This is a genomic window from Streptomyces sp. AHU1 (assembly GCF_045343905.1).
In the GTDB taxonomy this organism is placed as follows: Bacteria; Actinomycetota; Actinomycetes; order Streptomycetales; family Streptomycetaceae; genus Streptomyces; species Streptomyces triticiradicis.
Window position 1 is genome coordinate 5,543,388 of record NZ_CP174283.1, and the last position, 20,332, is coordinate 5,563,719.

Annotated in this window: 16 protein-coding genes and 1 pseudogene; 14 read left to right on the forward strand and 3 right to left on the reverse strand. The window is 70.8% G+C overall.

Translation table 11 applies throughout. From position 1 onward, the window contains the following. Window positions 1-67: 67 nt before the first annotated feature. From ACICHK_RS24800 to ACICHK_RS24855, 12 genes and pseudogenes are all read left to right on the forward strand, one after another. Window positions 68-1,375 carry a cytidylyltransferase domain-containing protein gene (locus ACICHK_RS24800; RefSeq protein ID WP_406838610.1) on the forward strand — a complete coding sequence of 436 codons (1,308 nt, stop codon included), beginning with the start codon at window positions 68-70 and terminating at the stop codon, window positions 1,373-1,375. Window positions 1,376-1,389: 14 nt separating this feature from the next. After that, window positions 1,390-2,328: an N-acetylneuraminate synthase family protein gene (locus tag ACICHK_RS24805; RefSeq protein ID WP_406838611.1), complete on the forward strand. Its 939-nt coding sequence runs from the start codon at window positions 1,390-1,392 to the stop codon at window positions 2,326-2,328. 38 nt (window positions 2,329-2,366) lie between these two features. Further along, entirely contained in the window at window positions 2,367-3,446 is a 1,080-nt protein-coding gene (locus ACICHK_RS24810; RefSeq protein ID WP_406838612.1) for a hypothetical protein, read from the forward strand. Window positions 3,447-3,886: 440 nt separating this feature from the next. Beyond that, window positions 3,887-5,113, forward strand: a complete 1,227-nt coding sequence (locus tag ACICHK_RS24815; RefSeq protein WP_406841312.1) for a M20 family metallopeptidase — start codon at window positions 3,887-3,889, stop codon at window positions 5,111-5,113. 339 nt (window positions 5,114-5,452) lie between these two features. Beyond that, window positions 5,453-6,511: a BMP family protein gene (locus tag ACICHK_RS24820; protein WP_406838613.1), complete on the forward strand. Its 1,059-nt coding sequence runs from the start codon at window positions 5,453-5,455 to the stop codon at window positions 6,509-6,511. A 325-nt stretch (window positions 6,512-6,836) separates the two neighbouring features. After that, the gene (locus tag ACICHK_RS24825; protein WP_151469097.1) at window positions 6,837-7,892 is read left to right on the forward strand and encodes a BMP family protein; all 1,056 of its coding nucleotides are present in this window, start codon (window positions 6,837-6,839) and stop codon (window positions 7,890-7,892) included. Window positions 7,893-8,168: 276 nt separating this feature from the next. After that, the gene (locus ACICHK_RS24830) at window positions 8,169-9,830 is read left to right on the forward strand and encodes an ABC transporter ATP-binding protein (protein ID WP_406841313.1); all 1,662 of its coding nucleotides are present in this window, start codon (window positions 8,169-8,171) and stop codon (window positions 9,828-9,830) included. Further along, the gene (locus ACICHK_RS24835) at window positions 9,830-10,954 is read left to right on the forward strand and encodes an ABC transporter permease (RefSeq protein ID WP_406838614.1); all 1,125 of its coding nucleotides are present in this window, start codon (window positions 9,830-9,832) and stop codon (window positions 10,952-10,954) included. The genes ACICHK_RS24830 and ACICHK_RS24835 overlap by 1 nt, the downstream gene beginning before the upstream one ends. Next, a complete protein-coding gene (locus ACICHK_RS24840; RefSeq protein WP_151469094.1) occupies window positions 10,951-12,216 on the forward strand; it encodes an ABC transporter permease in 1,266 nt (421 codons plus the stop codon). The genes ACICHK_RS24835 and ACICHK_RS24840 overlap by 4 nt, the downstream gene beginning before the upstream one ends. Further along, entirely contained in the window at window positions 12,213-12,626 is a 414-nt protein-coding gene (locus ACICHK_RS24845) for a cytidine deaminase (protein ID WP_151469093.1), read from the forward strand. Before ACICHK_RS24840 ends, ACICHK_RS24845 begins: the two co-directional genes overlap by 4 nt. 65 nt (window positions 12,627-12,691) lie before the next feature. Continuing rightward, window positions 12,692-13,969, forward strand: a complete 1,278-nt coding sequence (locus ACICHK_RS24850; RefSeq protein ID WP_406838615.1) for a thymidine phosphorylase — start codon at window positions 12,692-12,694, stop codon at window positions 13,967-13,969. A 145-nt stretch (window positions 13,970-14,114) separates the two neighbouring features. After that, a pseudogene (locus tag ACICHK_RS24855) lies at window positions 14,115-14,354 on the forward strand (hypothetical protein); the annotation flags it as partial. Window positions 14,355-14,393: 39 nt separating this feature from the next. Here ACICHK_RS24855 and ACICHK_RS24860 read toward each other — a convergent pair. Then, window positions 14,394-15,446, reverse strand: a complete 1,053-nt coding sequence (locus tag ACICHK_RS24860; RefSeq protein WP_406838616.1) for a sigma-70 family RNA polymerase sigma factor — start codon at window positions 15,444-15,446, stop codon at window positions 14,394-14,396. Window positions 15,447-15,643: 197 nt separating this feature from the next. Further along, on the reverse strand, window positions 15,644-16,969 hold the full coding sequence (locus ACICHK_RS24865; protein ID WP_406838617.1) for an MFS transporter: 1,326 nt from the start codon (window positions 16,967-16,969) through the stop codon (window positions 15,644-15,646). A 62-nt stretch (window positions 16,970-17,031) separates the two neighbouring features. Here ACICHK_RS24865 and ACICHK_RS24870 point away from each other — a divergent pair, with 62 nt between their 5' ends. Next, entirely contained in the window at window positions 17,032-17,994 is a 963-nt protein-coding gene (locus ACICHK_RS24870; protein ID WP_406838618.1) for a LysR family transcriptional regulator, read from the forward strand. Window positions 17,995-18,302: 308 nt separating this feature from the next. Here ACICHK_RS24870 and ACICHK_RS24875 read toward each other — a convergent pair whose 3' ends face one another. Continuing rightward, window positions 18,303-19,064 carry an alpha/beta hydrolase gene (locus ACICHK_RS24875; protein WP_406838619.1) on the reverse strand — a complete coding sequence of 254 codons (762 nt, stop codon included), beginning with the start codon at window positions 19,062-19,064 and terminating at the stop codon, window positions 18,303-18,305. A gap of 113 nt (window positions 19,065-19,177) precedes the next feature. Between ACICHK_RS24875 and ACICHK_RS24880 the strand changes: the two genes are divergently transcribed. Further along, on the forward strand, window positions 19,178-20,332 hold the full coding sequence (locus ACICHK_RS24880) for an adenosine deaminase (protein ID WP_406838620.1): 1,155 nt from the start codon (window positions 19,178-19,180) through the stop codon (window positions 20,330-20,332).

Below are 20,332 nucleotides of genomic sequence, written 5' to 3' on the forward strand. Positions count from 1 at the left end.
CAACGGGCGGACCACGGTCCACCGCCCCCCACGCCTTCCTCACCTCCCTCGTCAAGGAGAACAGCGCATGACCAACTCGGAAGCGGGCCAGGCCGTGCCGGTGCGCCGCGTGCTCGCGGTGATCCCCGCGCGCGGCGGCTCCAAGGGCGTGCCCGCCAAGAACCTCCTGCCCGTCGGCGGTGTGCCGCTGGTGGCCCGCGCGGTGCGCGAGTGCCGCGCCGCCCGCCTCGTGACGGACGTCGTCGTCTCCACCGACGACCAGGCCATCGCCGCGGCCGCCCGCCAGGCCGGCGCCGAGGTCGTGCTGCGCCCCGCCGCCATCGCCGGGGACACCGCCACCTCCGAGGCCGCCGTCCTGCACGCCATGGACACCCACGAGGCGCTGCACGGCTCCCCGGTCGACGTGGTGCTGCTCGTCCAGTGCACCAGCCCGTTCATCATCCGCGAGGACGTGGACGGCGTCGTGGACGCGATCGTCGCGAACGGCGCGGACACGGCGCTGACCGTGGCCCCCTTCCACGGCTTCGTGTGGCGCGACGGGGACGACGAGCCCACCGCCGCGGTGAACGCGGGGACCGGGCACGCGGCGGTCGACGGCCGCCCCGGCCTCCTGGTCGCCGACACCGCCACCAGCGGCGGCTACGGCGTCAACCACGACAAGTCCTTCCGCCCGCGCCGCCAGGACCGCCCCCAGGACCTCCTGGAGACCGGAGCCGTCTACGCCATGGAGGCCACCGGCTTCCGCGAGGCGAAGCACCGCTTCTTCGGCCGCACCGAACTCGTGCGCACCGACCCGGCCCGCGTGCTGGAGATCGACGACCCGCACGACCTCGCCCGCGCCCGGGCCCTCGCGCCGCTCTTCGACGCGAACAGGCCGGGCTCCCTCCCGACCGCCGACGACATCGACGCGGTCGTCCTCGACTTCGACGGCACCCAGACCGACGACAGGGTGCTGATCGACTCCGACGGACGGGAGTTCGTCTCCGTGCACCGCGGGGACGGACTCGGTATCGCCGCCCTCCGCAGGAGCGGGCTGACGATGCTGATCCTGTCCACGGAACAGAACCCGGTCGTCGCCGCACGGGCCCGGAAACTCAAGATCCCGGTCCTGCACGGCATCGACCGGAAAGACCTCGCGCTGAAGCAGTGGTGCGAGGAACAGGGCATCGCGCCCGAGCGCGTGCTCTACGTCGGCAACGACGTCAACGACCTCCCCTGCTTCGCCCTCGTGGGCTGGCCGGTGGCGGTCGCGAGCGCCCACGACGTCGTGCGCGGCGCCGCACGCGCGGTCACCACCGTCCCCGGCGGCGACGGCGCGATCCGAGAGATCGCCAGCTGGATCCTCGGCCCCTCTCTCGACTCCCTCGACAAGTAAGGAACTTCCCCGCCATGAGCACCAACTCCCGTCTGCGCCAGTTCGGTTCGAAGACAGCCGGACCCGGCCACCCCGTCTACGTCGTGGGTGAGATCGGCATCAACCACAACGGCGAGCTGGAGAACGCCTTCAAGCTCATCGACGCCGCCGCCGAGGCCGGCTGCGACGCCGTCAAGTTCCAGAAGCGCACCCCGGAGATCTGCACCCCGCGCGACCAGTGGGACATCGAGCGCGACACCCCCTGGGGCCGCATGACCTACATCGACTACCGCCACCGCGTGGAGTTCGGTGAGGACGAGTACCGCCAGATCGACGAGTACTCCAAGGAGAAGGGCATCGACTGGTTCGCCTCCCCGTGGGACACCGAGGCCGTCGCCTTCCTGGAGAAGTTCGACGTCCCGGCCCACAAGGTGGCCTCCGCCTCGCTGACCGACGACGAGCTGCTGCGCGCCCTGCGCGCCACCGGCCGTACCGTCATCCTCTCCACTGGCATGTCGACGCCGAAGCAGATCCGCCACGCGGTCGAGGTCCTCGGCAGCGACAACATCCTGATGTGCCACGCCACGTCGACCTACCCGGCGCAGGCCGAGGAGCTCAACCTCCGGGTCATCAACACCCTGCAGGCCGAGTACCCGAACGTCCCGATCGGCTACTCCGGCCACGAGACGGGCCTGCAGACCACGCTCGCCGCGGTCGCCCTCGGCGCCACCTTCGTCGAGCGCCACATCACCCTGGACCGCGCGATGTGGGGCTCCGACCAGGCCGCCTCCGTCGAGCCGCAGGGCCTGACCCGCCTCGTCCGCGACATCCGCACCATCGAGGCCTCCCTCGGCGACGGCGTCAAGAAGGTCTACGACTCCGAGCTCGGCCCGATGAAGAAGCTGCGCCGCGTCACGGGCGTCGTCGCCGAGGCCGAGATCGCGGCGGCCGCGGGCGAGCCCGTCTCGGTCTGAACGCCCTGAATCCCTTACGACGGGACGGTCGTACGTCGATGAGCCCCCGCGCCGGTTCCACCGGCTCCACCACTCTCGCCTTCGTCGAGAGTCCGGTACAGCTCCTGAACGTGCTGGAATGGGCGCACGCGCACGCCCACGACGGTGCGGAGCCCGGCGCGGGGTTCACCCTCGTCGTCCTGTCCCCCAACGACCCGATGACCCGCGGCCAGCTCCGCCGGATGGCGGAACTGGCCCGCGACGACGGTCACACGGTCCGCTGGGAGGAGGCGCGCGGCGGCACCACGGCCCCCTTCCACACCATCGGGGGCCTGGCCCCGCTGCTGCGCGGGGCCCGGCGGATCGTCATGGGGGACCCGTTCTCCCGCTACGTGCAGCTGCTGCTGACCATCACCAGGGCGCGCGACCTGGTCGTCGTCGACGACGGCACGGCGACGATGGAGTTCGTGGCCCAGCTCGCCCGCGGTGAACGCCTGGTGCGCTGGCACCGGCGCGGTGGCCGTCCCGGTCCCCGGGACGTGCTCTTCGCCCCCGTGTCCGCCTCGGCCCGCCGCCGGCTGACGCCCAGCGGCCGGCGCAGCGTCGAGGTCTTCTCCTCGATGCCGATCGAATCGGCGCCGGACGGCGTCACGATCACCGCCAACGACTTCTCCTGGACCCGGGACCGGTTCGGCCCGCCGCGCATCACCAAGGGCGCGGACCTGGTCGGCACCTCGCTCGTCGAGACGGGCGTGGTCGACCCGGACCGCTATCTGGACGCGGTCCGCGCGCTCGCGAGGGCGCACGGCGCGACCCGCTACTTCGCGCACCGCCGCGAGAGCGCCGACAAACTCCACCGGCTGGCCGCCGGGACGGGCCTGGAGATCGTCCGCCCCGACCTGCCGCTCGAACTGATCGCCCGGCGCGGCCCCATAGGCCGGACGATCCTGAGCTTCCCCTCGACGGTCGTCCACACCCTGCCGCTCGCCCTGGCCGGCACCGGGGTGCGCGTCGCGGTCTGCGACATCGACCCCGCCTGGCTGACGGAGAACGCCTCGCCGAGGGCCCAGGGGTTCCTGTCCGGGGTCACCGGGACGGCCCGCGACGTCCACCGCCTCTCGACGGTGTCCACGGTCTAGGCCCTGCCGCCTCCCGACGTCCTCCGCCGCCCGGGCCGGCCTTCCCGGCGGGGACGAGGAGCCCGGCGGACCGCGCCGGGCTCCTCGTCCGGAGCACATCCGAAGTGACGGAAAGTGGCGGTTCCGGCCCCAGCCGGTGGCCGCGCCGGGAGCCGGGCGCGGTCGTGTGAGACCGTGGAGACCACGAAGGGGAATGGACCCGGGCACGCCGGGCGTTCCCCGGTGCGCATCGGCGGACGCCGCCCGCCGAGTCGGATCACGGCCGGTCACCCGCACCCGTTCAAGATCCAAACGTCCGAAGAGCCGGGCGAGTTTACCCACCCCCAGAGCCGACCATGCACCGCGCGGCCAGATTTTCTTCCCCTAACGGGCTGAACTTTTGTTGATCGTGGGTTAGTTGGCCGCCCGATCGTCCTACCCTTCAGAGGGTGAACCAACTGATGTCCCGAGAGTCCGAGGTCGATCTCCCAGGGGAGCCGTTGCTCCCGGGCGCGCTGCCCGAGGCACTGCGCGCCGAACTCGTGGCGTTCCGTCGCGACTTGCACATGCATCCGGAGCTCGGAAACCAGGAGTTCCGCACCACCGCGGCGATCAAGGCGCGCCTGGAGCAGGCGGGCCTGAAGCCGCAGGTCCTCCCCATCGGTACGGGCCTCATCTGTGACATCGGGGACGCGGACGACACCCGCCCCGTGCTGGCGCTGCGCGCCGACATCGACGCGCTGCCCATCCCGGACACGAAGAGCGACTGCGCGTACCGCTCGACCGTGCCCGACCGCGCCCACGCCTGCGGCCACGACGTCCACACGACGGTCGTGCTCGGCGCCGGTCTCGTCCTCGCCGAGCTGCACGACCGGGGCCTGCTGCCCCGGCGCGTCCGGCTGATCTTCCAGCCCGCGGAGGAGGTGCTGCCCGGCGGCGCCCCGGACGTGATCGAGGCCGGCGCGCTCGAAGGAGTGGGGCGGATCATCGGCGTGCACTGCGACCCGAAGGTCGACGCCGGCCGCATCGGACTGCGGCACGGCCCCATCACCTCGGCGTGCGACCGGCTCGAAGTGGCACTCGACGGCCCGGGCGGCCACACCGCGCGCCCCCACCTCACCACCGACCTCGTCACCGCCGCCGCGCGGGTCGTGACCGATGTGCCGGCGCTCGTCGCCCGGCGTGTCGACGCCCGCAGCGGGCTCGCGGTGACCTGGGGACGCATCGAGTCGGGGCACGCCTGCAACGTGATCCCGCAGCACGCCGAGATGTCCGGGACGATCCGCTGCCTGGACCTCGAGGCCTGGCGCGCCGCGCCCGACCTCGTCCACGCGGCCATCGACGAGATCGCGAACCTCTACCGCGCCAAGTCCGAGATCAACTACATCCGGGGCGTCCCGCCGGTCGTCAACGACCCGGCCGTCACCGAGCTGCTCCGCGACGCCATGAGCGCCCGGCGCGGCCCGCACTCGATCGAGGACACCGAGCAGAGCCTCGGCGGCGAGGACTTCTCCTGGTACCTGGAGCACGTGCCCGGCGCGCTGGCCCGGCTCGGGGTGCGCCCGCCCGGCGACCGCACCACCCGCGATCTGCACCGGGGCGACTTCGACGTGGACGAGCACGCGATCACGGTCGGCGTCGAGATGTTCACCGCCGCCGCCCTCCTGGACCCGCCGCCCCCCTCCTAGGGTCACCCGACCCCCGTGGCGCGGCCGGGTGACTCCGGTCGCGCCCCGTGACCCCCCGCAGTAGCGTGGTCCGCAGTTCTTCGGCAACAGTCACTCCGTGGAGCGGTGACCACCCGTTCCGTCACGGGGGGTCCCTTCTCCGGAACCACCGCGTGACGGCCCTGGTGGCCGCCGAATCCCCGGACACGCCTTCGGCCACAGGGTTCACAAGGACGTAACAGGCCATCGGCACGAATGGATAACGGCCAGGCGGAATCCCGTTCCCTGGACGGTCTACGCGCGTTAATGTGCGCCGAACTCAGCACCCACTGCGGGGCTTTGGAGAATGGGGAACTTCAGATGCGTCGGATAGCCAGCCTGACCCGCATCGCGGTGGGGGTCGCGTCGCTCGCACTCGCCGCCACGGCCTGCGGCGGCACCAGCAGCGACAGCAACAGCAGCAGCAACAGCAGCGAGAGCGGCGGCGGCAAGGGTCTCGCCATCGCGTACGACGTCGGCGGCAAGGGCGACCAGTCCTTCAACGACGCGGCGTACGAGGGCCTGCAGAAGGCGAAGAAGGAGTTCGGCTACCAGACGGCCGACATCGAGCCCACCGACAACGAGACGGACGCCGACAAGGAGCAGCGACTGGAGTCGCTGGCCAAGCAGGGCTACAACCCCGTCATCGGCATCGGCTTCGCCTACGGTCCCGCGCTGGAGGAAGCCTCCAAGAAGTTCCCGAAGACCACCTTCGGCATCGTCGACTCGGTCGTCGAGGGCAAGAACGTGGCTTCCCTGGTCTTCGCCGAGCAGGAGTCCTCCTACCTCGCCGGTGTCGCGGCCGCCAAGGCCACCAAGAGCAACACGGTCGGCTTCATCGGAGGCGTGGACGTTCCGCTGATCCACAAGTTCGAGGCCGGTTACACGCAGGGCGTCAAGGACACCAAGCCCGGCGTGAAGGTCCTCTCGCAGTACCTGACCCAGACCGCCGCCGAGGGTGGCTTCTCCAGCCCCGACAAGGGCAAGGCCGCCGCCGAGGGCCAGATCGAGAAGGGCGCCGACGTCCTGTACGCCGCCGCCGGCCTCTCCGGCCAGGGCGTCATCGAGGCCGCCTCGAAGGCGGGCGTGTGGGCCATCGGCGTCGACTCCGACCAGTACAAGCAGGAAGCGCTGGCGGCGTACAAGGACAAGATCCTGACCTCCGCGCTCAAGGACGTCGGCGGCGCGGTCTACACGCTGTCCAAGTCGGTCCACGACGGCCAGCCGCTGACCGGCACGCAGACCTTCGACCTCAAGGTGAACGGTGTCGGCCTCTCCGAGAGCAACCCGAAGATGGGGGAGATCGCCGGTCTGAACGACGCCGTGGCCAAGGCCAAGGCCGCCATCATCGCGGGCGACATCAAGGTCAAGACCTCCTAGTGACGTGCTCCCGGTGACGTGAGCGAACGGCGGGCCCGGCCCGCCGTCGCCACGCCCGAGGGGCGGACACGGCCGGTGGAACAGCGGAACGGGCGGGCACCCAGGTGCCCGCCCGTTCCGCTGTTCCACCGGCCGTCCGACGATCACCCCGAGCCACGTTTTCTTCGCGGCCGGCGCCTCCCGGACCCGTCGGCGAGTGGCGTCGAGCACAGCCGGATAACAAGGTGGACAGAAGGGGTTTTCTAGTTGGTCTACGCGCGTTAATCTGCGGCGAAGCCAGCGCCGAAGCTGAACCGTCGGGCGCTGTACGACAGGAGCACATGTAATGCGCCGGGTTACCCGCATCGCGCTCGCAGGCACTGCGACCGCCTCCCTCGCCCTCGCTCTGTCCGCCTGTGGCGGCACCTCGACCTCCTCCTCGTCCTCCTCGGACGACAAGGGCGGCCACAAGGGCCTCGCCATCGCGTACGACGTCGGCGGCAAGGGCGACCAGTCCTTCAACGACGCCGCGTACGAGGGCCTGAAGAAGGCGAAGGACGAGTTCAAGTACGACACCGCCGACGTCGAGCCCACCGACGGCGAGACGGACGCGGACAAGGAGCAGCGCCTGGTCTCGCTGGCCAAGCAGGGCTTCAACCCGGTCATCGGCGTCGGCTTCGCCTACGGCCCGGCCGTCAAGGCCGCCGCCGCGAAGTTCCCGAAGACCACGTTCGGCATCGTCGACGACTCCTCCGTCGAGGCGAAGAACGTCGCGGACCTGGTCTTCTCCGAGCAGGAGGCCTCCTACCTCGCCGGTGTCGCGGCCGCCAAGGCCACCAAGACCGACACGGTCGGCTTCATCGGCGGTGTGGACGTTCCGCTGATCCACAAGTTCGCGGCGGGCTTCGAGCAGGGCGTCAAGGACACCAAGCCCGGCGTCAAGGTCCTCTCGCAGTACCTGACCCAGACGGCCCAGGAGGGTGGCTTCTCCAGCCCCGACAAGGGCAAGGCCGCCGCCGAGGGCCAGATCGAGAAGAAGGCCGACGTCGTCTACGCCGCGGCCGGTCTGTCCGGTCAGGGTGTCATCGAGGCCGCCTCCACCAAGAAGGTCCTGGCGATCGGCGTCGACTCGGACCAGTACCTCCAGGAGGCGCTGGCCAAGTACAAGGACTCGATCCTGACCTCCGCGACCAAGGATGTCGCCAAGGCGGTCTACACCCTGGCGAAGTCGGTCGAGGATGGTAAGCCCGAGAGCGGTATCGTTCGGGGCGATCTGAAGTCCGGTGAGGTCGGCCTGGCCGACTCCAACCCGGCCTTCAAGAACAACACCGCGATCCAGGACGCCGTCAAGGCCGCCCAGGAGAAGATCATCAGCGGTGCGATCAAGGTCAAGACCAGCTGACGAGAGTTACCTCAGGAGCAGCCAATGCGGTCCCGGGGAAGTTCGGGCGAGTTCCAGTGCCGGCCGGCACGGAGCGGAGCCCGTTCTGCCCCGGGGTCGCTTGGTAACCGCGGGGTCACGTCCGCTCGACGGGATACGAGGAGCCTGGCTCCCCGTATCCCGTTCTCGCGACACGTGACCTCTTTCGTTGCCGTAGGGGCGCTACGCGCGTAGACGACCCCCTTTCCCTCAGGAGAGTGCGCCATCAACGCGTCCAGCAGCCCTCCGGCCGGCGCGATCGACGGTCAGACGATCGCCGTCGAACTCGCCGGGATCACGAAGCGATTCCCCGGCGTCGTGGCCAACCACGACATCCACCTCAGCGTCCGCAAGGGCACCGTGCACGCCCTCGTCGGCGAGAACGGCGCCGGCAAGTCGACGCTGATGAAGATTCTCTACGGCATGCAGAAGCCGGACGAGGGCACCATCGCCGTCGACGGCGAACAGGTCAGCTTCTCCTCGCCCGGTGACGCCATCGCCCGCGGCATCGGCATGGTCCACCAGCACTTCATGCTGGCCGACAACCTCACCGTCCTGGAGAACGTCACCCTCGGCAGCGAGAAGCTGTACGGGATCGGCGCCAAGGCCCGCCGCAAGATCGTGGAGATCTCCGACCGCTACGGCCTCGGGGTCCGCCCCGACGTCCTGGTCGAGGAGCTCGGCGTCGCCGAACGGCAGCGCGTGGAGATCCTCAAGGTCCTCTTCCGCGGTGCCCGCATCCTGATCCTCGACGAGCCCACCGCCGTCCTCGTGCCCCAGGAGGTCGACGCGCTCTTCGACAACCTGCGCGAGCTCAAGGCCGAGGGCCTGTCGGTCATCTTCATCTCGCACAAGCTCGGCGAGGTCCTCTCCGTCGCCGACGACATCACGGTCATCCGCCGCGGTACGACGGTCGGCACCGCCGTTCCCTCCGAGACGACCCCGCGCCAGCTCGCCGAGCTGATGGTCGGCAGCGAGCTGCCCACGCCGGAGACCTCCGAGTCGACGGTCACCGACCAGGCCGTGGTCGAGGTCGAGGACCTGGTCGTCTTCGCCAAGGGCTCGGTGTCGATGGGCAAGGGCTCCGCGGCCCTGCTCATGGACGAGGTGGAGCGCGGCGCCGTACGGCTCGTGCTCGACCACGTCTCCTTCACCATCCACGCCGGTGAGGTGATGGGCATCGCGGGTGTCGAGGGCAACGGCCAGACCGAGCTCATCGACGCGCTGATCGGCCTGAAGGCCGCCGACTCCGGTGTCGTCCGCTTCATGGGCGAGGACATCACCGGGATGTCCACGCGCAAGCGCCGTGAGAACGGCATCGGCTACATCCCCGAGGACCGTCACCGCCACGGCCTCCTCCTGGAGGCCCCCCTCTGGGAGAACCGCATCCTCGGCCACGTCACCGAGAAGCCCAACGCCAAGGGCTTCTGGATCGACATCAAGGGTGCCCAGCAGGACACCCGCCGCATCGTCGAGCAGTACGACGTGCGCACCCCCGGCATCGACGTCACCGCGGCCTCCCTGTCCGGCGGCAACCAGCAGAAGCTGATCGTCGGCCGCGAGATGAGCCACAAGCCGAAGTTCCTGATCGCCGCCCACCCCACCCGTGGTGTGGACGTCGGCGCGCAGGCGCAGATCTGGGACCAGATCCGCGCGGCACGCCGCGAGGGACTCGCCGTTCTGCTGATCTCCGCGGACCTGGACGAGCTCATCGGCCTGTCCGACACGCTTCGGGTGATCTTCAACGGCAAGCTGGTCGCGGACGCGGACCCGGCCACCATCACCCCGGAGGAACTCGGCTCGGCCATGACCGGTGCCGCCTCCGGACACCTGGAGAACGAGGAGCTCGCCGAAGCGGCCGAGCTCGAAGAGCCCGCCGAGAACCCGGCGCCGGACGCCCCGGAAGACGAGGCCCGCTGATGAAGAAGTTCGACAAGGAGCGCGTGCTCCTCGCGGTGGCCGGACCGGTCATCGCGCTCGTCGTCGCCGTGGCGCTGACCTCGATCGTGCTGCTCGCCTCGGGCAAGAGCCCGATCGAGCCGTACACGATCATGTTCCAGCAGGCGACGTACTCCGACATCCAGGTCCTGATCGTCAACCAGGCCTCGCTGTACTACATCGCGGCGCTGGCGGTGGCCATCGGCTTCCGGATGAACCTGTTCAACATCGGTGTCGACGGCCAGTACCAGCTCGCCGCCATGATGGCCGCGGTCGTCGGCGCGCACGTCGCGCTGCCGGCCGTGCTCCAGGTCCCGCTGCTGATGATCACCGCGATCTGCACCGGCGCGTTCTGGGCCGGCATCGCCGGTGTCCTCAAGGTCACCCGAGGGGTCAGCGAGGTCGTCGCGACGATCATGCTGAACGCGATCGCGACCTCCGTCATCGCCTACCTGTGGCTGCCCGACGTCTTCGGCGTCAAGCTCGGCAACAACAACACCACCGGCGAGATGCACAAGTCCGGCTGGATCCCCGGCTTCGACATGGGTGACGCCGGCGAGATCTACGGCCTGGTCATCCTCGCCGTGCTCCTCGGCATCGGCTACTGGATCGTCCTCAACCGCACCCGCTTCGGCTTCGACCTGCGCGCCTCCGGCGCCTCCGAGTCCGCCGCCGCGGCCAGCGGTGTCGACCCCAAGCGCATGGTGCTCACCGCGATGCTCCTCTCCGGCGGCATCGCCGGTCTCGCGGGTCTGCCGATCCTGCTCGGCGACACCCACACCTACAGCCTGAACTTCCCCACCGGCATCGGCTTCCTCGGTATCGGCATCGCGCTGCTCGGCCGCAACAGCCCCGTCGGCATCGCCTTCGCCTCCCTGCTGTGGGCCTGGCTCGACAAGGCCTCGCCCGAGCTCGACTTCCACGGGTACGACAAGGAGATCGCGGTCATCATGCAGGGCCTGATCGTGATCGCGGTCGTGGTCTCCTACGAATCCGTGCGCGAGTGGGGCCTGCGCCGCCAGCAGCGCCGCGTGGGCGCCGAACTCGCCGCGGGCAACGTCCTCGGCGGCAACGACAACACCGACAAGGAGGTGGCGGGCCGATGACCACCGCAACCGACGTCAACCAGCCGACGGCGCAGCCCGCGGCTCCCGGCGGGCGCCGTATGTCGCTTCCCGTCCTCCTGCTGGTGATCGCGGGCGCCCTGGCGCTCACCTCGATCGTCCGCATCATCACGGGCGCCGACGGCATCACCAACGTCAGCCAGATGTCGACCGCGCTCGAACTGGCCGTCCCGATCGGCCTCGCCGGTCTCGGCGGTCTGTGGGCCGAACGCTCCGGCGTCGTCAACATCGGCCTCGAAGGCATGATGATCCTCGGCACCTGGTTCGGCGCCTGGGCCGGCTACCAGTGGGGTCCGTGGACCGGTGTCGTGATCGGCGTCATCGGCGGCGCCCTCGGCGGTCTGCTGCACGCGATCATCACGGTCACCTTCAACGTCAACCACATCGTCTCCGGTGTGGCCATCAACATCCTCGCGCTCGGCATCACGCGCTACCTCTCGCCGATCGCCTTCGTGGGCCACCAGGGCGGCTCGGCCAAGCAGTCCCCGCCGGTCGAATCGCTCGGACAGTTCACCGTGCCGGGGCTCTCCGACTGGCTCACCACCCTGAACAACAAGGGCTGGTTCTTCGTCTCGGACATCGCGGGCCTGCTCGGCGGTCTGGTCACCGACGTCTCCTGGCTGACCCTCATCGCCATCGCCCTGATCCCCGGCACCTGGTGGGTCCTGTGGCGCACCTCGTTCGGTCTGCGCCTGCGGTCCTGCGGCGAGAACCCGATCGCCTCCGAGTCGCTCGGCGTGAACGTATACAAGTACAAGTACATCGCCGTGATCATCTCCGGTGGTCTCGCCGGACTCGGCGGTGTCTTCCTCTCCCTGGTCGCCAACCCCTTCTACCTGGAGGGCCAGACCGCAGGCCGCGGCTACATCGGTCTCGCGGCGATGATCTTCGGCAACTGGATGCCCGGCGGCCTCGCGCTCGGCGCCGGACTGTTCGGCTACACCGACAGCCTCAACCTGCGCGGCGGCTCCGAGAACGTCCACGCCCTGCTCCTGCTCGGCGCCATCCTGCTCGCCATCGGCGCGATCTGGCTCGCGGTCAAGAAGAAGTACGTCTCGGCCGCCATCACCCTGGTCATCGGCGTCCTCGTCTTCCTCTGGTACGCCAACACCAACGAGGTGCCCACCCAGATCGTCTCCGCCACGCCGTACGTCATCACCCTGCTCGTCCTCTCGCTGTCGGCCCAGCGCCTGCGCATGCCGAAGGCGGACGGCCTGCCGTACCGGAAGGGACAGGGCAAGTGACAGCCGCCGGCGCGGACTCCGCGGACGTCGACTGGGAGGAACTGCGGGAGGTGGCCCGTACGGCGATGAGCCGCGCGTACGCCCCCTACTCGGACTACCCGGTCGGCGCCGCCGCCCGCGTCGACGACGGCCGGATCGTCTCCGGCTGCAACGTCGAGAACGCCTCCTACGGCCTCGGCCTGTGCGCCGAGTGCGGTCTGGTCTCCGAACTGCGGGCCACCGGAGGCGGCCGGCTGACGCACTTCACGTGCGTCGACGGGCAGGGCGAGGTCCTCGTCCCGTGCGGACGCTGCCGGCAGCTCCTGTTCGAGTTCGGCGGGGAGGAACTGATCCTGGAGACACCGCGCGGGCTCGTGCCCCTCTCCGAGATGCTCCCGCAGGCCTTCGGGCCCGGCCATCTCACCAAGTAATGCCCCGCGGCCCCTTCGACCGGCTGATGCCGGTCAGGGGCCGCTCATCTTCCGGAAGGAACGTCATGGACGCCGTCTCCGTCATCCGTACCAAGCGGGACCGAGCCGAACTCAGTGACCAGCAGATCGACTGGGTCATCGACGCGTACACCCGCGGCGAGGTCGCCGACTACCAGATGGCCGCCCTCAACATGGCGATCCTGCTCAACGGCATGAACCGCCGTGAGATCGCCCGCTGGACGGCCGCGATGATCGCCTCGGGCGAGCGCATGGAGTTCTCCTCCCTGTCCCGCCCGACCGCCGACAAGCACTCCACGGGCGGCGTCGGCGACAAGATCACCCTCCCGCTGGCCCCGCTCGTCGCCGCCTGCGGTGCCGCGGTGCCCCAGCTGTCCGGACGCGGCCTCGGCCACACCGGCGGCACCCTGGACAAGCTGGAGTCGATCCCCGGCTGGCGCGCGCTGCTGTCCAACGAGGAGATGCTGCACGTCCTCGACACCACCGGCGCGGTCATCTGCGCGGCCGGCGACGGACTCGCCCCGGCCGACAAGAAGCTCTACGCGCTGCGCGACGTCACCGGCACGGTCGAGGCGATCCCGCTGATCGCCTCCTCCATCATGTCCAAGAAGATCGCCGAGGGCACCGGCTCCCTGGTCCTCGACGTCAAGGTCGGCACCGGCGCCTTCATGAAGACCATCGAGGACGCCCGTGAGCTGGCCTCCACCATGGTGGGCCTCGGCACCGACCACGGGGTGAGGACGGTCGCGCTCCTCACCGACATGTCGACGCCGCTCGGCCTGACCGCGGGCAACGCCCTGGAGGTCCGCGAGTCGGTCGAGGTCCTCGCCGGCGGCGGCCCCGCCGACGTCGTCGAGCTCACCGTCGCCCTGGCGCGCGAGATGCTCGACGCGGCCGGGATCAAGGACGCCGACCCGGCGAAGGCCCTCGCCGACGGCTCCGCGATGGACGTGTGGCGCCGCATGATCGCCGCCCAGGGCGGTGACCCGGACGCCGCGCTGCCCACCGCGCGCGAGACGCACGTCGTCAGCGCCCCGTCCTCCGGCGTGCTGACCCGCCTCGACGCGTACGACATCGGGATCGCCGCCTGGCGCCTGGGCGCCGGACGCGCCCGCAAGGAGGACCCGGTGCAGGCCGGCGCGGGCGTCGAGCTGCACGCCAAGCCGGGTGACACGGTCACGGCGGGCCAGCCCCTCATGACCCTGCACACGGACACCCCGGACCGCTTCGACTACGCGCTGCAGGCCGTCGAGGGCTCGTACGACATCGCCGCCCCCGGCACGGACTTCAAGCCCACCCCGATCATCCTGGACCGCATCGCCTGACCTGCGGTTCCCTCATTCGGCCGAACGGGACCGGTGGACCTCCACCGGTCCCGTTCGGCGTGCCGGCCCCGGTGACGCCCCGACAAGGGGACCTGCGACGGGCAGGAGCGGGCGCGGGTCGACGTGATCTTCCGTGTCGGCCGCGATGAGTTACGTGCCGCCGAGCGGTCTACTGACCGTGGATTCCATCGAACCGGCCGTGCTCGTGCTGCCAGGACTCGTCACCCGGGGCGAGGTGCCCCGGCTCTGCGAGGCCGTCCGGACGCTCCTCGGGACGACCGGCGCCGGGGTCGTGGTCTGCGATGTCGCCGGACTCGGGCCGCCGGGCCTGACCGCCGTCGACGCGCTGGCCCGCATGGAACTGGCGGCCCGCCGGGCGGGAGGCCGGATACGCCTGCGCGGCCCGGACCCCGCCCTGCGCGCCCTACTCGACCTCGTCGGCCTCCGCTTCGAGACCTGCGACGGATCCGGGAGCCACGGCCTCCCCGGACCCGTCGAGGCGGAGCGGCAGCCCGAAGAGCGGGAACCAGCGGGCCGTGTCCAGGAAGAAGTGGAACCCGGAGATGCGGCCCTTTGAGATCTCCAGTGCCTGCACCGACCAGGCACCGAATCCGCGGCCGTCCTCGTCCGGCTTGTACTGGGCGAAGCCCGGCAGGCCGTTGACCTCGACCGGGACCAGGCGCGAATTGGCGCAGGCCGCGCCCAGCGTCGTCATGAAGCCGGTGATGTCCTGAGGGCCCTCCAGCCACAGGTCGAACGGCGGCATCGTCATGACCGCGTCCTCGTGCAGGAGCGCCGTCAGCGCCGTCATGTCGTACCCCTCGAAGGCCTCCACGTAGCGCTCCAGGAGCTTCTGCTGCTCCTCGTCGAGCGGGTCGGACACGGCGGCGTCCGCGCCCGCCCCGTCGCTCTCCGCGAGGGTGGCGCGGGCCCGCTGGAGCGCGCTGTTGACCGAGGCGACCGTCGTTCCGAGCAGCTCGGCGACCTCGCTCGCCCGCCACGCGAGGACCTCGCGCAGGATGAGGACCGCGCGCTGCTTGGGCGGCAGCTTCTGCAGGGCCGCCATGAAGGCCAGGCGCACGGACTCCTTGGCGACCGCCGCCTCCGCCGGATCGTCGGTCGTCGGCAGCACGCGGGCGTCCGGCACCGGCTCCAGCCAGGTGTTGTCCGGGCGCGGGGTGAGCGCGGCCCGGGCGAGGGGTGAGGGGGAGGTGAGATCCATGGGACGAGCCCTTCGATTGCCCGCGTTGAGCATGTCCAGGCACACGTTCGTCGCGATCCGGTAGAGCCAGGACCGCAGCGAGGAACGGCCCTCGAACTTGTCGTAGCTCCGCCAGGCCCGGACCATCGTGTCCTGCACCGCGTCCTCGGCCTCGAAGGACGAGCCGAGCATGCGGTAGCAGTACCCGGTCAGTTCGACCCGGTGCTTCTCCAGCCGGACGTCCAGGTCCGTCGTCGTCGCCGTACCCTCGCTCATCGCCAACACCCCTGTGGCCGTTTCCGGTTCGCGCGTCATCGCGCCGGCACTTCGGAAGCTACCGCAGCCCACTGACAATGGTGGGGGGAGCAGGGGAAACAGCAGGTCGCAGGGGGTGTTACGAAGGACGGGCCCCTGGGGACGGAGCCCGCCGGGCCCCGTCCCGCAGGGGCCCGGCGGGCTCCGTCCCCAGGTCCTCAGTGCGCGGGCGCGGGCGCGGGCACGCGGCGCGCGGCGACCCGGGCCGCGCGGGAGCCGAACAGGGTGATCGAGACGACCCCCAGCACCGCGAACAGCCCCATGGCCACCGTGCCCGCCCAGCCCCCCGCGTGGAAGGCGACCGCGCCCAGCGTGCTGCCGGCGCTGGAACCGATGTAGTACGCGGACTGGTAGAGGGCCGACGCCTGCGCCCGGCCCTCCTTCGCGGTGTGGCTCACCGACGACGACGCCACCGCGTGGCCCGCGAAGAAGCCCGCGGTGATCAGGACCAGGCCGAGCAGCACCATCGCCAGGGAACCGGCGAGGGACAGGAGCAGACCGGCGGTCGTGGTGGCGCCCGCCACGTAGAGGGACCCGCGGCGGCCCAGGCGGCCGGCCAGCCGGCCCGCCGTCGACGCCGACACCGTACCGACGAGATAGACCAGGAAGACCGAGCCGACGACGCCCTGCGGGAGCGAGAAGGGAGCCTCGCCGAGGCGGTAGCCGATGACCGTGTAGACCCCGCCGAACACCATCATGAACAGCGCGCCGATCGCGTACAGCCGGCACAGCAGCGGGTTCGCCAGATGGCCGCGCACCGTGCGGGCCAGCACCCGGGGCCGCAGCGAACCCGGGGTGAAGTGCCGCGGCGCGGGGAGCAGCAGCCGGAAGGCCACCGCGCAGACCACGGCGATCAGCCCGATCGTGCCGACGGCCACCCGCCAGCCCCACTCCTGCGCCACCCAGCCGGTGACGACCCGGCCGCTCATCCCGCCGATGCTGTTGCCCGCGACGAACAGACCGATCGCGGTGATCAGCGCCTTGGGACGGACCTCCTCCGCCAGATACGCCGTCGCCGACGCCGGAAGCCCCGCGAGCGCCGCGCCCTGGACCGCCCGCAGCACCACCAGCGCCCCGATCGACGGCGCGAAGGGGACCAGGAGGCCGACGACGACCGCCACCGCCAGGGACGCCGTCATCAACGTACGCCGCCCGAAACGCTCCGACAGCGCGCTCATCGGCAGGACGAACAGCGCGAGCCCGCCCGTCGCGGCCGACACCGTCCAGCTCGCCTCGCTCGCGCTCGCCCCGAAGTCCGAGGAGAGCAGCGGGAGCAGGGCCTGGGTGGAGTACAGGAGCGCGAAGGTCGCGACGCCCGCGAGGAAGAGCGCGAAGTTCATCCGGCGGTAGCCGGGGCCGCCGGGGGCCATGCGGGAGTCGGTGCCGGCGGTGGGGACGGAGCCGGCGAGGGGAGCGGAGACGGCGTGGGGAGCGGAGACGGCGGCGCCCGTGGTGACGGGCGCCCCGGTACTGGCGGAAGGCATGCTCCGAACCTAAGGACCCGTTTTTCATCCGTCCAATGCATGGAATCGCCATAATCGTTCCCATGGAGCATCAGCGGAGTTCAGAAGCTCGCCTGTCACCGTTCAGTGACACAGAAGACAGTGCGCACTTCGCGAGACTGCTCGCCCCGCGCCTGGCGTACTTCGCCGGCGTCGCCCGCACCGAGCACGTCACCCGGGCCGCGGAGCAGATGGGGGTCCCGCAGTCGACCCTGTCCAGGGCCATGGTCCGGCTCGAACAGGATCTGGGCGTCGACCTGTTCGCGCGCCACGGCCGGACGGTGTCGCTGACACCCGCGGGCCGCACCTTCCTCTCCTCCGTGGAACGGGCCCTCGCCGAGGTCGGGCGCGCCGCGGAGGAGGTGCGCGAGGACGCCGACCCGGCCACCGGCAAGGTCGCCTTCGGCTTTCTGCACACGATGGGCTCGGAGACCGTGCCGGGACTGATCCGCGCGTTCCGCGCCGATCATCCGCGGGTCCGCTTCAGCCTGGTGCAGAACTACGCGGAGGCCATGCTGGAGCGGCTGCGGTCGGGCGAGCTGGACCTCTGCCTCACCTCGCCCGTGCCGGACGCGCCCGACCTGGTGGGCCACCGGCTCGACGAGCAGAAGCTCCGCCTGGCCGTGCCCGCCGACCACCGGCTCGCCGCGCGCAGGCGCATCCGCCTCGCCGAGGCGGCCGACGAGACCTTCGTGACCCTGGAACCCGGCTACGGGATGCGCCGCATCACCGACGACCTGTGCCAGGAGGCGGGGTTCCGGCCGCGCATCGCCTTCGAGGGGGAGGAGGCGGAGACGCTCCGGGGCCTGGTCGCCGCCGGGCTCGGCGTCGCCCTGCTGCCACCGCCGGCCGTCGCCCGTCCGGGGGTCGTCGAACTCACGGTCACCGCCCCGCGCGCCGTGCGCGAGATCGGCGTCGCCTGGCTGGACGGCCACCCGGACACCCCTCCGGTGGCCGCCTTCAAGAAGTTCCTGCTCTCCCGCCGCGGGCGTCTCCTGCCCGACTAGGACCTGTCCGACGATTCGCGTCGTCGCCGGTCGTCGCCGGGCGGGCGGGAGTCGTCGGACAGGCCCCAGGGCCGTCCTAGGCCCTGTCGTCAAATTCCCGTCTGCCCTGCGACGCCATGCACGCTCCCCCGAGCTCTTCGAGCAGGGGGCACCCCCACTCGACGCACCGGGCGAAGACCCAAGTACATCCAGTACGAGGGCCTGCGCCCGGCACTCCCCCAACCTTCGGCCGGGGGGACCCCCAGAGCACGCACCTGACGCCGCAGGGCCCGCCCTTCGGGCGGACGACGGGAATTTGACGACAGGGCCTAGCGGCGCAACGACTGACCGAAGCCCGCCGCGAGCGGCATCCGCAGGCCGAGCGGTGGTGGTGCGGCGAAGGCGTCCTCGACCGGGCGGGAGTAGGCGCGGCCGAACAGCGAGCCCAGCACGAAGTCCTCGGCGAGGGCGAGGACTTCGTGCCGGTGCTGGTGCAGCGCGTGCCCGTCCGAGTGGACCTCGAAGCGGCAGATGCCGCGGTTGGCCTTCTTCGCGCGGGCCGCGAGCCGGAAGGACAACTCCGGGTCGGTACGGGCGTCGTTGGTGCCGTGCACGATCAGCACGCGCCGCCCTGCCAGCTGTTTCACCGGTTCGGGTGGCGCGGCGACATCGTCCTCGGGCAGCCAGGGCGCCAGCGCCAGCACGGAGTTGACGGCCGGGTGCCCGCCCGCGCGCAGGGCCGCCCGGCCGCCCATGTCGACGCCGGCCAGACACACGGGCACGTCGCCGTAGCGGCGGACGATCTCGTCCGCGGCCCAGGACGCGTCGGCCGCGAGGTGCGCCTCGCTGCCGTTCCAGCCACGGACCCGGTAGTGCACCACGTGGGTGACCAGGCCTTCCGCGCGTCCCGCGCGGCTCAGCCGGCGCCCGAGCGCGCGTACGGAGGCGGTCGCCATCATGGGTGAGGGTCTTCGGGCAGAGGTCTCCTCGCCGCCCGGCAGCAGCAGAACGACTCCGCTGACCGCCGTCGGCTCAGGACCGAGCGCCCTCCCCAGCCGGGCCCTGCGAACCGGCGTCGCATGCTGTGCCATGACAGAACAGTGTCAGAAGCGAGGGTGTACGCCACCCGTCCGCGCGGTCACCGTTACATATCGGCGGATGCGTACAACAGGAGATCTACGCGCGTAGGGGCTACAGTGCGGAAATGACGAGCCAGATCCTGAACACCCCGAGCTCGGAGCAGATCCGCCGGGCGCCCAAGGTCCTGCTGCACGATCACCTCGACGGGGGCCTGCGCCCCGGCACGATCGTCGAACTCGCCCGCGACACCGGGTACTCGAACCTCCCCGAGACCGATCCCGGCAAGCTCGGGATCTGGTTCCGCGAGGCCGCCGACTCCGGCTCGCTGGAACGCTATCTGGAGACCTTCGCCCACACCTGCGCCGTCATGCAGACCCGCGAGGCCCTGGTGCGGGTCGCCGCCGAGTGCGCCGAGGACCTCGCCGAGGACGGGGTGGTCTACGCCGAGGTGCGGTACGCGCCCGAGCAGCACCTGGAGGGCGGACTCAGCCTCGAAGAGGTCGTCGAGGCGGTCAACGAGGGCTTCCGGCAAGGGGAACGGCTGGCCCGGGAGAACGGCCACCGCATCCGGGTCGGCGCCCTGCTGACCGCGATGCGGCACGCGGCCCGCGCCCTGGAGATCGCCGAACTGGCCAACCGCTACCGCGACTCGGGCGTCGTCGGCTTCGACATCGCGGGTGCCGAGGCCGGCTTCCCGCCCACCCGGCACCTCGACGCCTTCGAGTACCTGAAGCGGGAGAACAACCACTTCACGATCCACGCCGGCGAGGCGTTCGGCCTGCCGTCCATCTGGCAGGCCCTCCAGTGGTGCGGCGCCGACCGGCTCGGGCACGGGGTGCGCATCATCGACGACATCCAGGTGCGCGAGGACGGCTCGGTGGAGCTCGGGCGGCTCGCGTCCTACGTCCGCGACAAGCGCATCCCGCTGGAGCTGTGCCCCAGCTCCAACCTCCAGACCGGCGCCGCGGACTCGTACGCGGCCCACCCCATCGGGCTGCTGCGACGCCTGCACTTCCGTGCCACGGTCAACACCGACAACAGATTGATGTCGGGTACGAGCATGAGCCAGGAATTCGAGCACCTGGTCGAGGCGTTCGGTTACTCGCTCGACGACATGCAATGGTTTTCTGTCAATGCTATGAAGTCGGCGTTCATTCCTTTCGATGAACGACTGGCCATGATCAATGACGTGATCAAGCCCGGATACGCGGAATTGAAGTCCGAATGGCTGTTCCAGCAGACGGCTTCCACCAGCGGTTCCGTGGGGGAGCAGGCCTGA

What these genes read in the sequence shown, in the direction of transcription:
- ACICHK_RS24800 (WP_406838610.1), top strand. Translation starts at nt 68, where the DNA reads ATGACCAACTCGGAAGCGGGCCAGGCCGTGCCGGTGCGCCGCGTGCTC.
- ACICHK_RS24805 (WP_406838611.1), top strand. Translation starts at nt 1,390, where the DNA reads ATGAGCACCAACTCCCGTCTGCGCCAGTTCGGTTCGAAGACAGCCGGA.
- ACICHK_RS24810 (WP_406838612.1), top strand. Translation starts at nt 2,367, where the DNA reads ATGAGCCCCCGCGCCGGTTCCACCGGCTCCACCACTCTCGCCTTCGTC.
- ACICHK_RS24815 (WP_406841312.1), top strand. Translation starts at nt 3,887, where the DNA reads ATGTCCCGAGAGTCCGAGGTCGATCTCCCAGGGGAGCCGTTGCTCCCG.
- ACICHK_RS24820 (WP_406838613.1), top strand. Translation starts at nt 5,453, where the DNA reads ATGCGTCGGATAGCCAGCCTGACCCGCATCGCGGTGGGGGTCGCGTCG.
- ACICHK_RS24825 (WP_151469097.1), top strand. Translation starts at nt 6,837, where the DNA reads ATGCGCCGGGTTACCCGCATCGCGCTCGCAGGCACTGCGACCGCCTCC.
- ACICHK_RS24835 (WP_406838614.1), top strand. Translation starts at nt 9,830, where the DNA reads ATGAAGAAGTTCGACAAGGAGCGCGTGCTCCTCGCGGTGGCCGGACCG.
- ACICHK_RS24840 (WP_151469094.1), top strand. Translation starts at nt 10,951, where the DNA reads ATGACCACCGCAACCGACGTCAACCAGCCGACGGCGCAGCCCGCGGCT.
- ACICHK_RS24850 (WP_406838615.1), top strand. Translation starts at nt 12,692, where the DNA reads ATGGACGCCGTCTCCGTCATCCGTACCAAGCGGGACCGAGCCGAACTC.
- ACICHK_RS24860 (WP_406838616.1), bottom strand. Translation starts at nt 15,446, where the DNA reads ATGAGCGAGGGTACGGCGACGACGACGGACCTGGACGTCCGGCTGGAG.
- ACICHK_RS24865 (WP_406838617.1), bottom strand. Translation starts at nt 16,969, where the DNA reads ATGCCTTCCGCCAGTACCGGGGCGCCCGTCACCACGGGCGCCGCCGTC.
- ACICHK_RS24870 (WP_406838618.1), top strand. Translation starts at nt 17,032, where the DNA reads ATGGAGCATCAGCGGAGTTCAGAAGCTCGCCTGTCACCGTTCAGTGAC.
- ACICHK_RS24875 (WP_406838619.1), bottom strand. Translation starts at nt 19,064, where the DNA reads ATGGCACAGCATGCGACGCCGGTTCGCAGGGCCCGGCTGGGGAGGGCG.
- ACICHK_RS24880 (WP_406838620.1), top strand. Translation starts at nt 19,178, where the DNA reads ATGACGAGCCAGATCCTGAACACCCCGAGCTCGGAGCAGATCCGCCGG.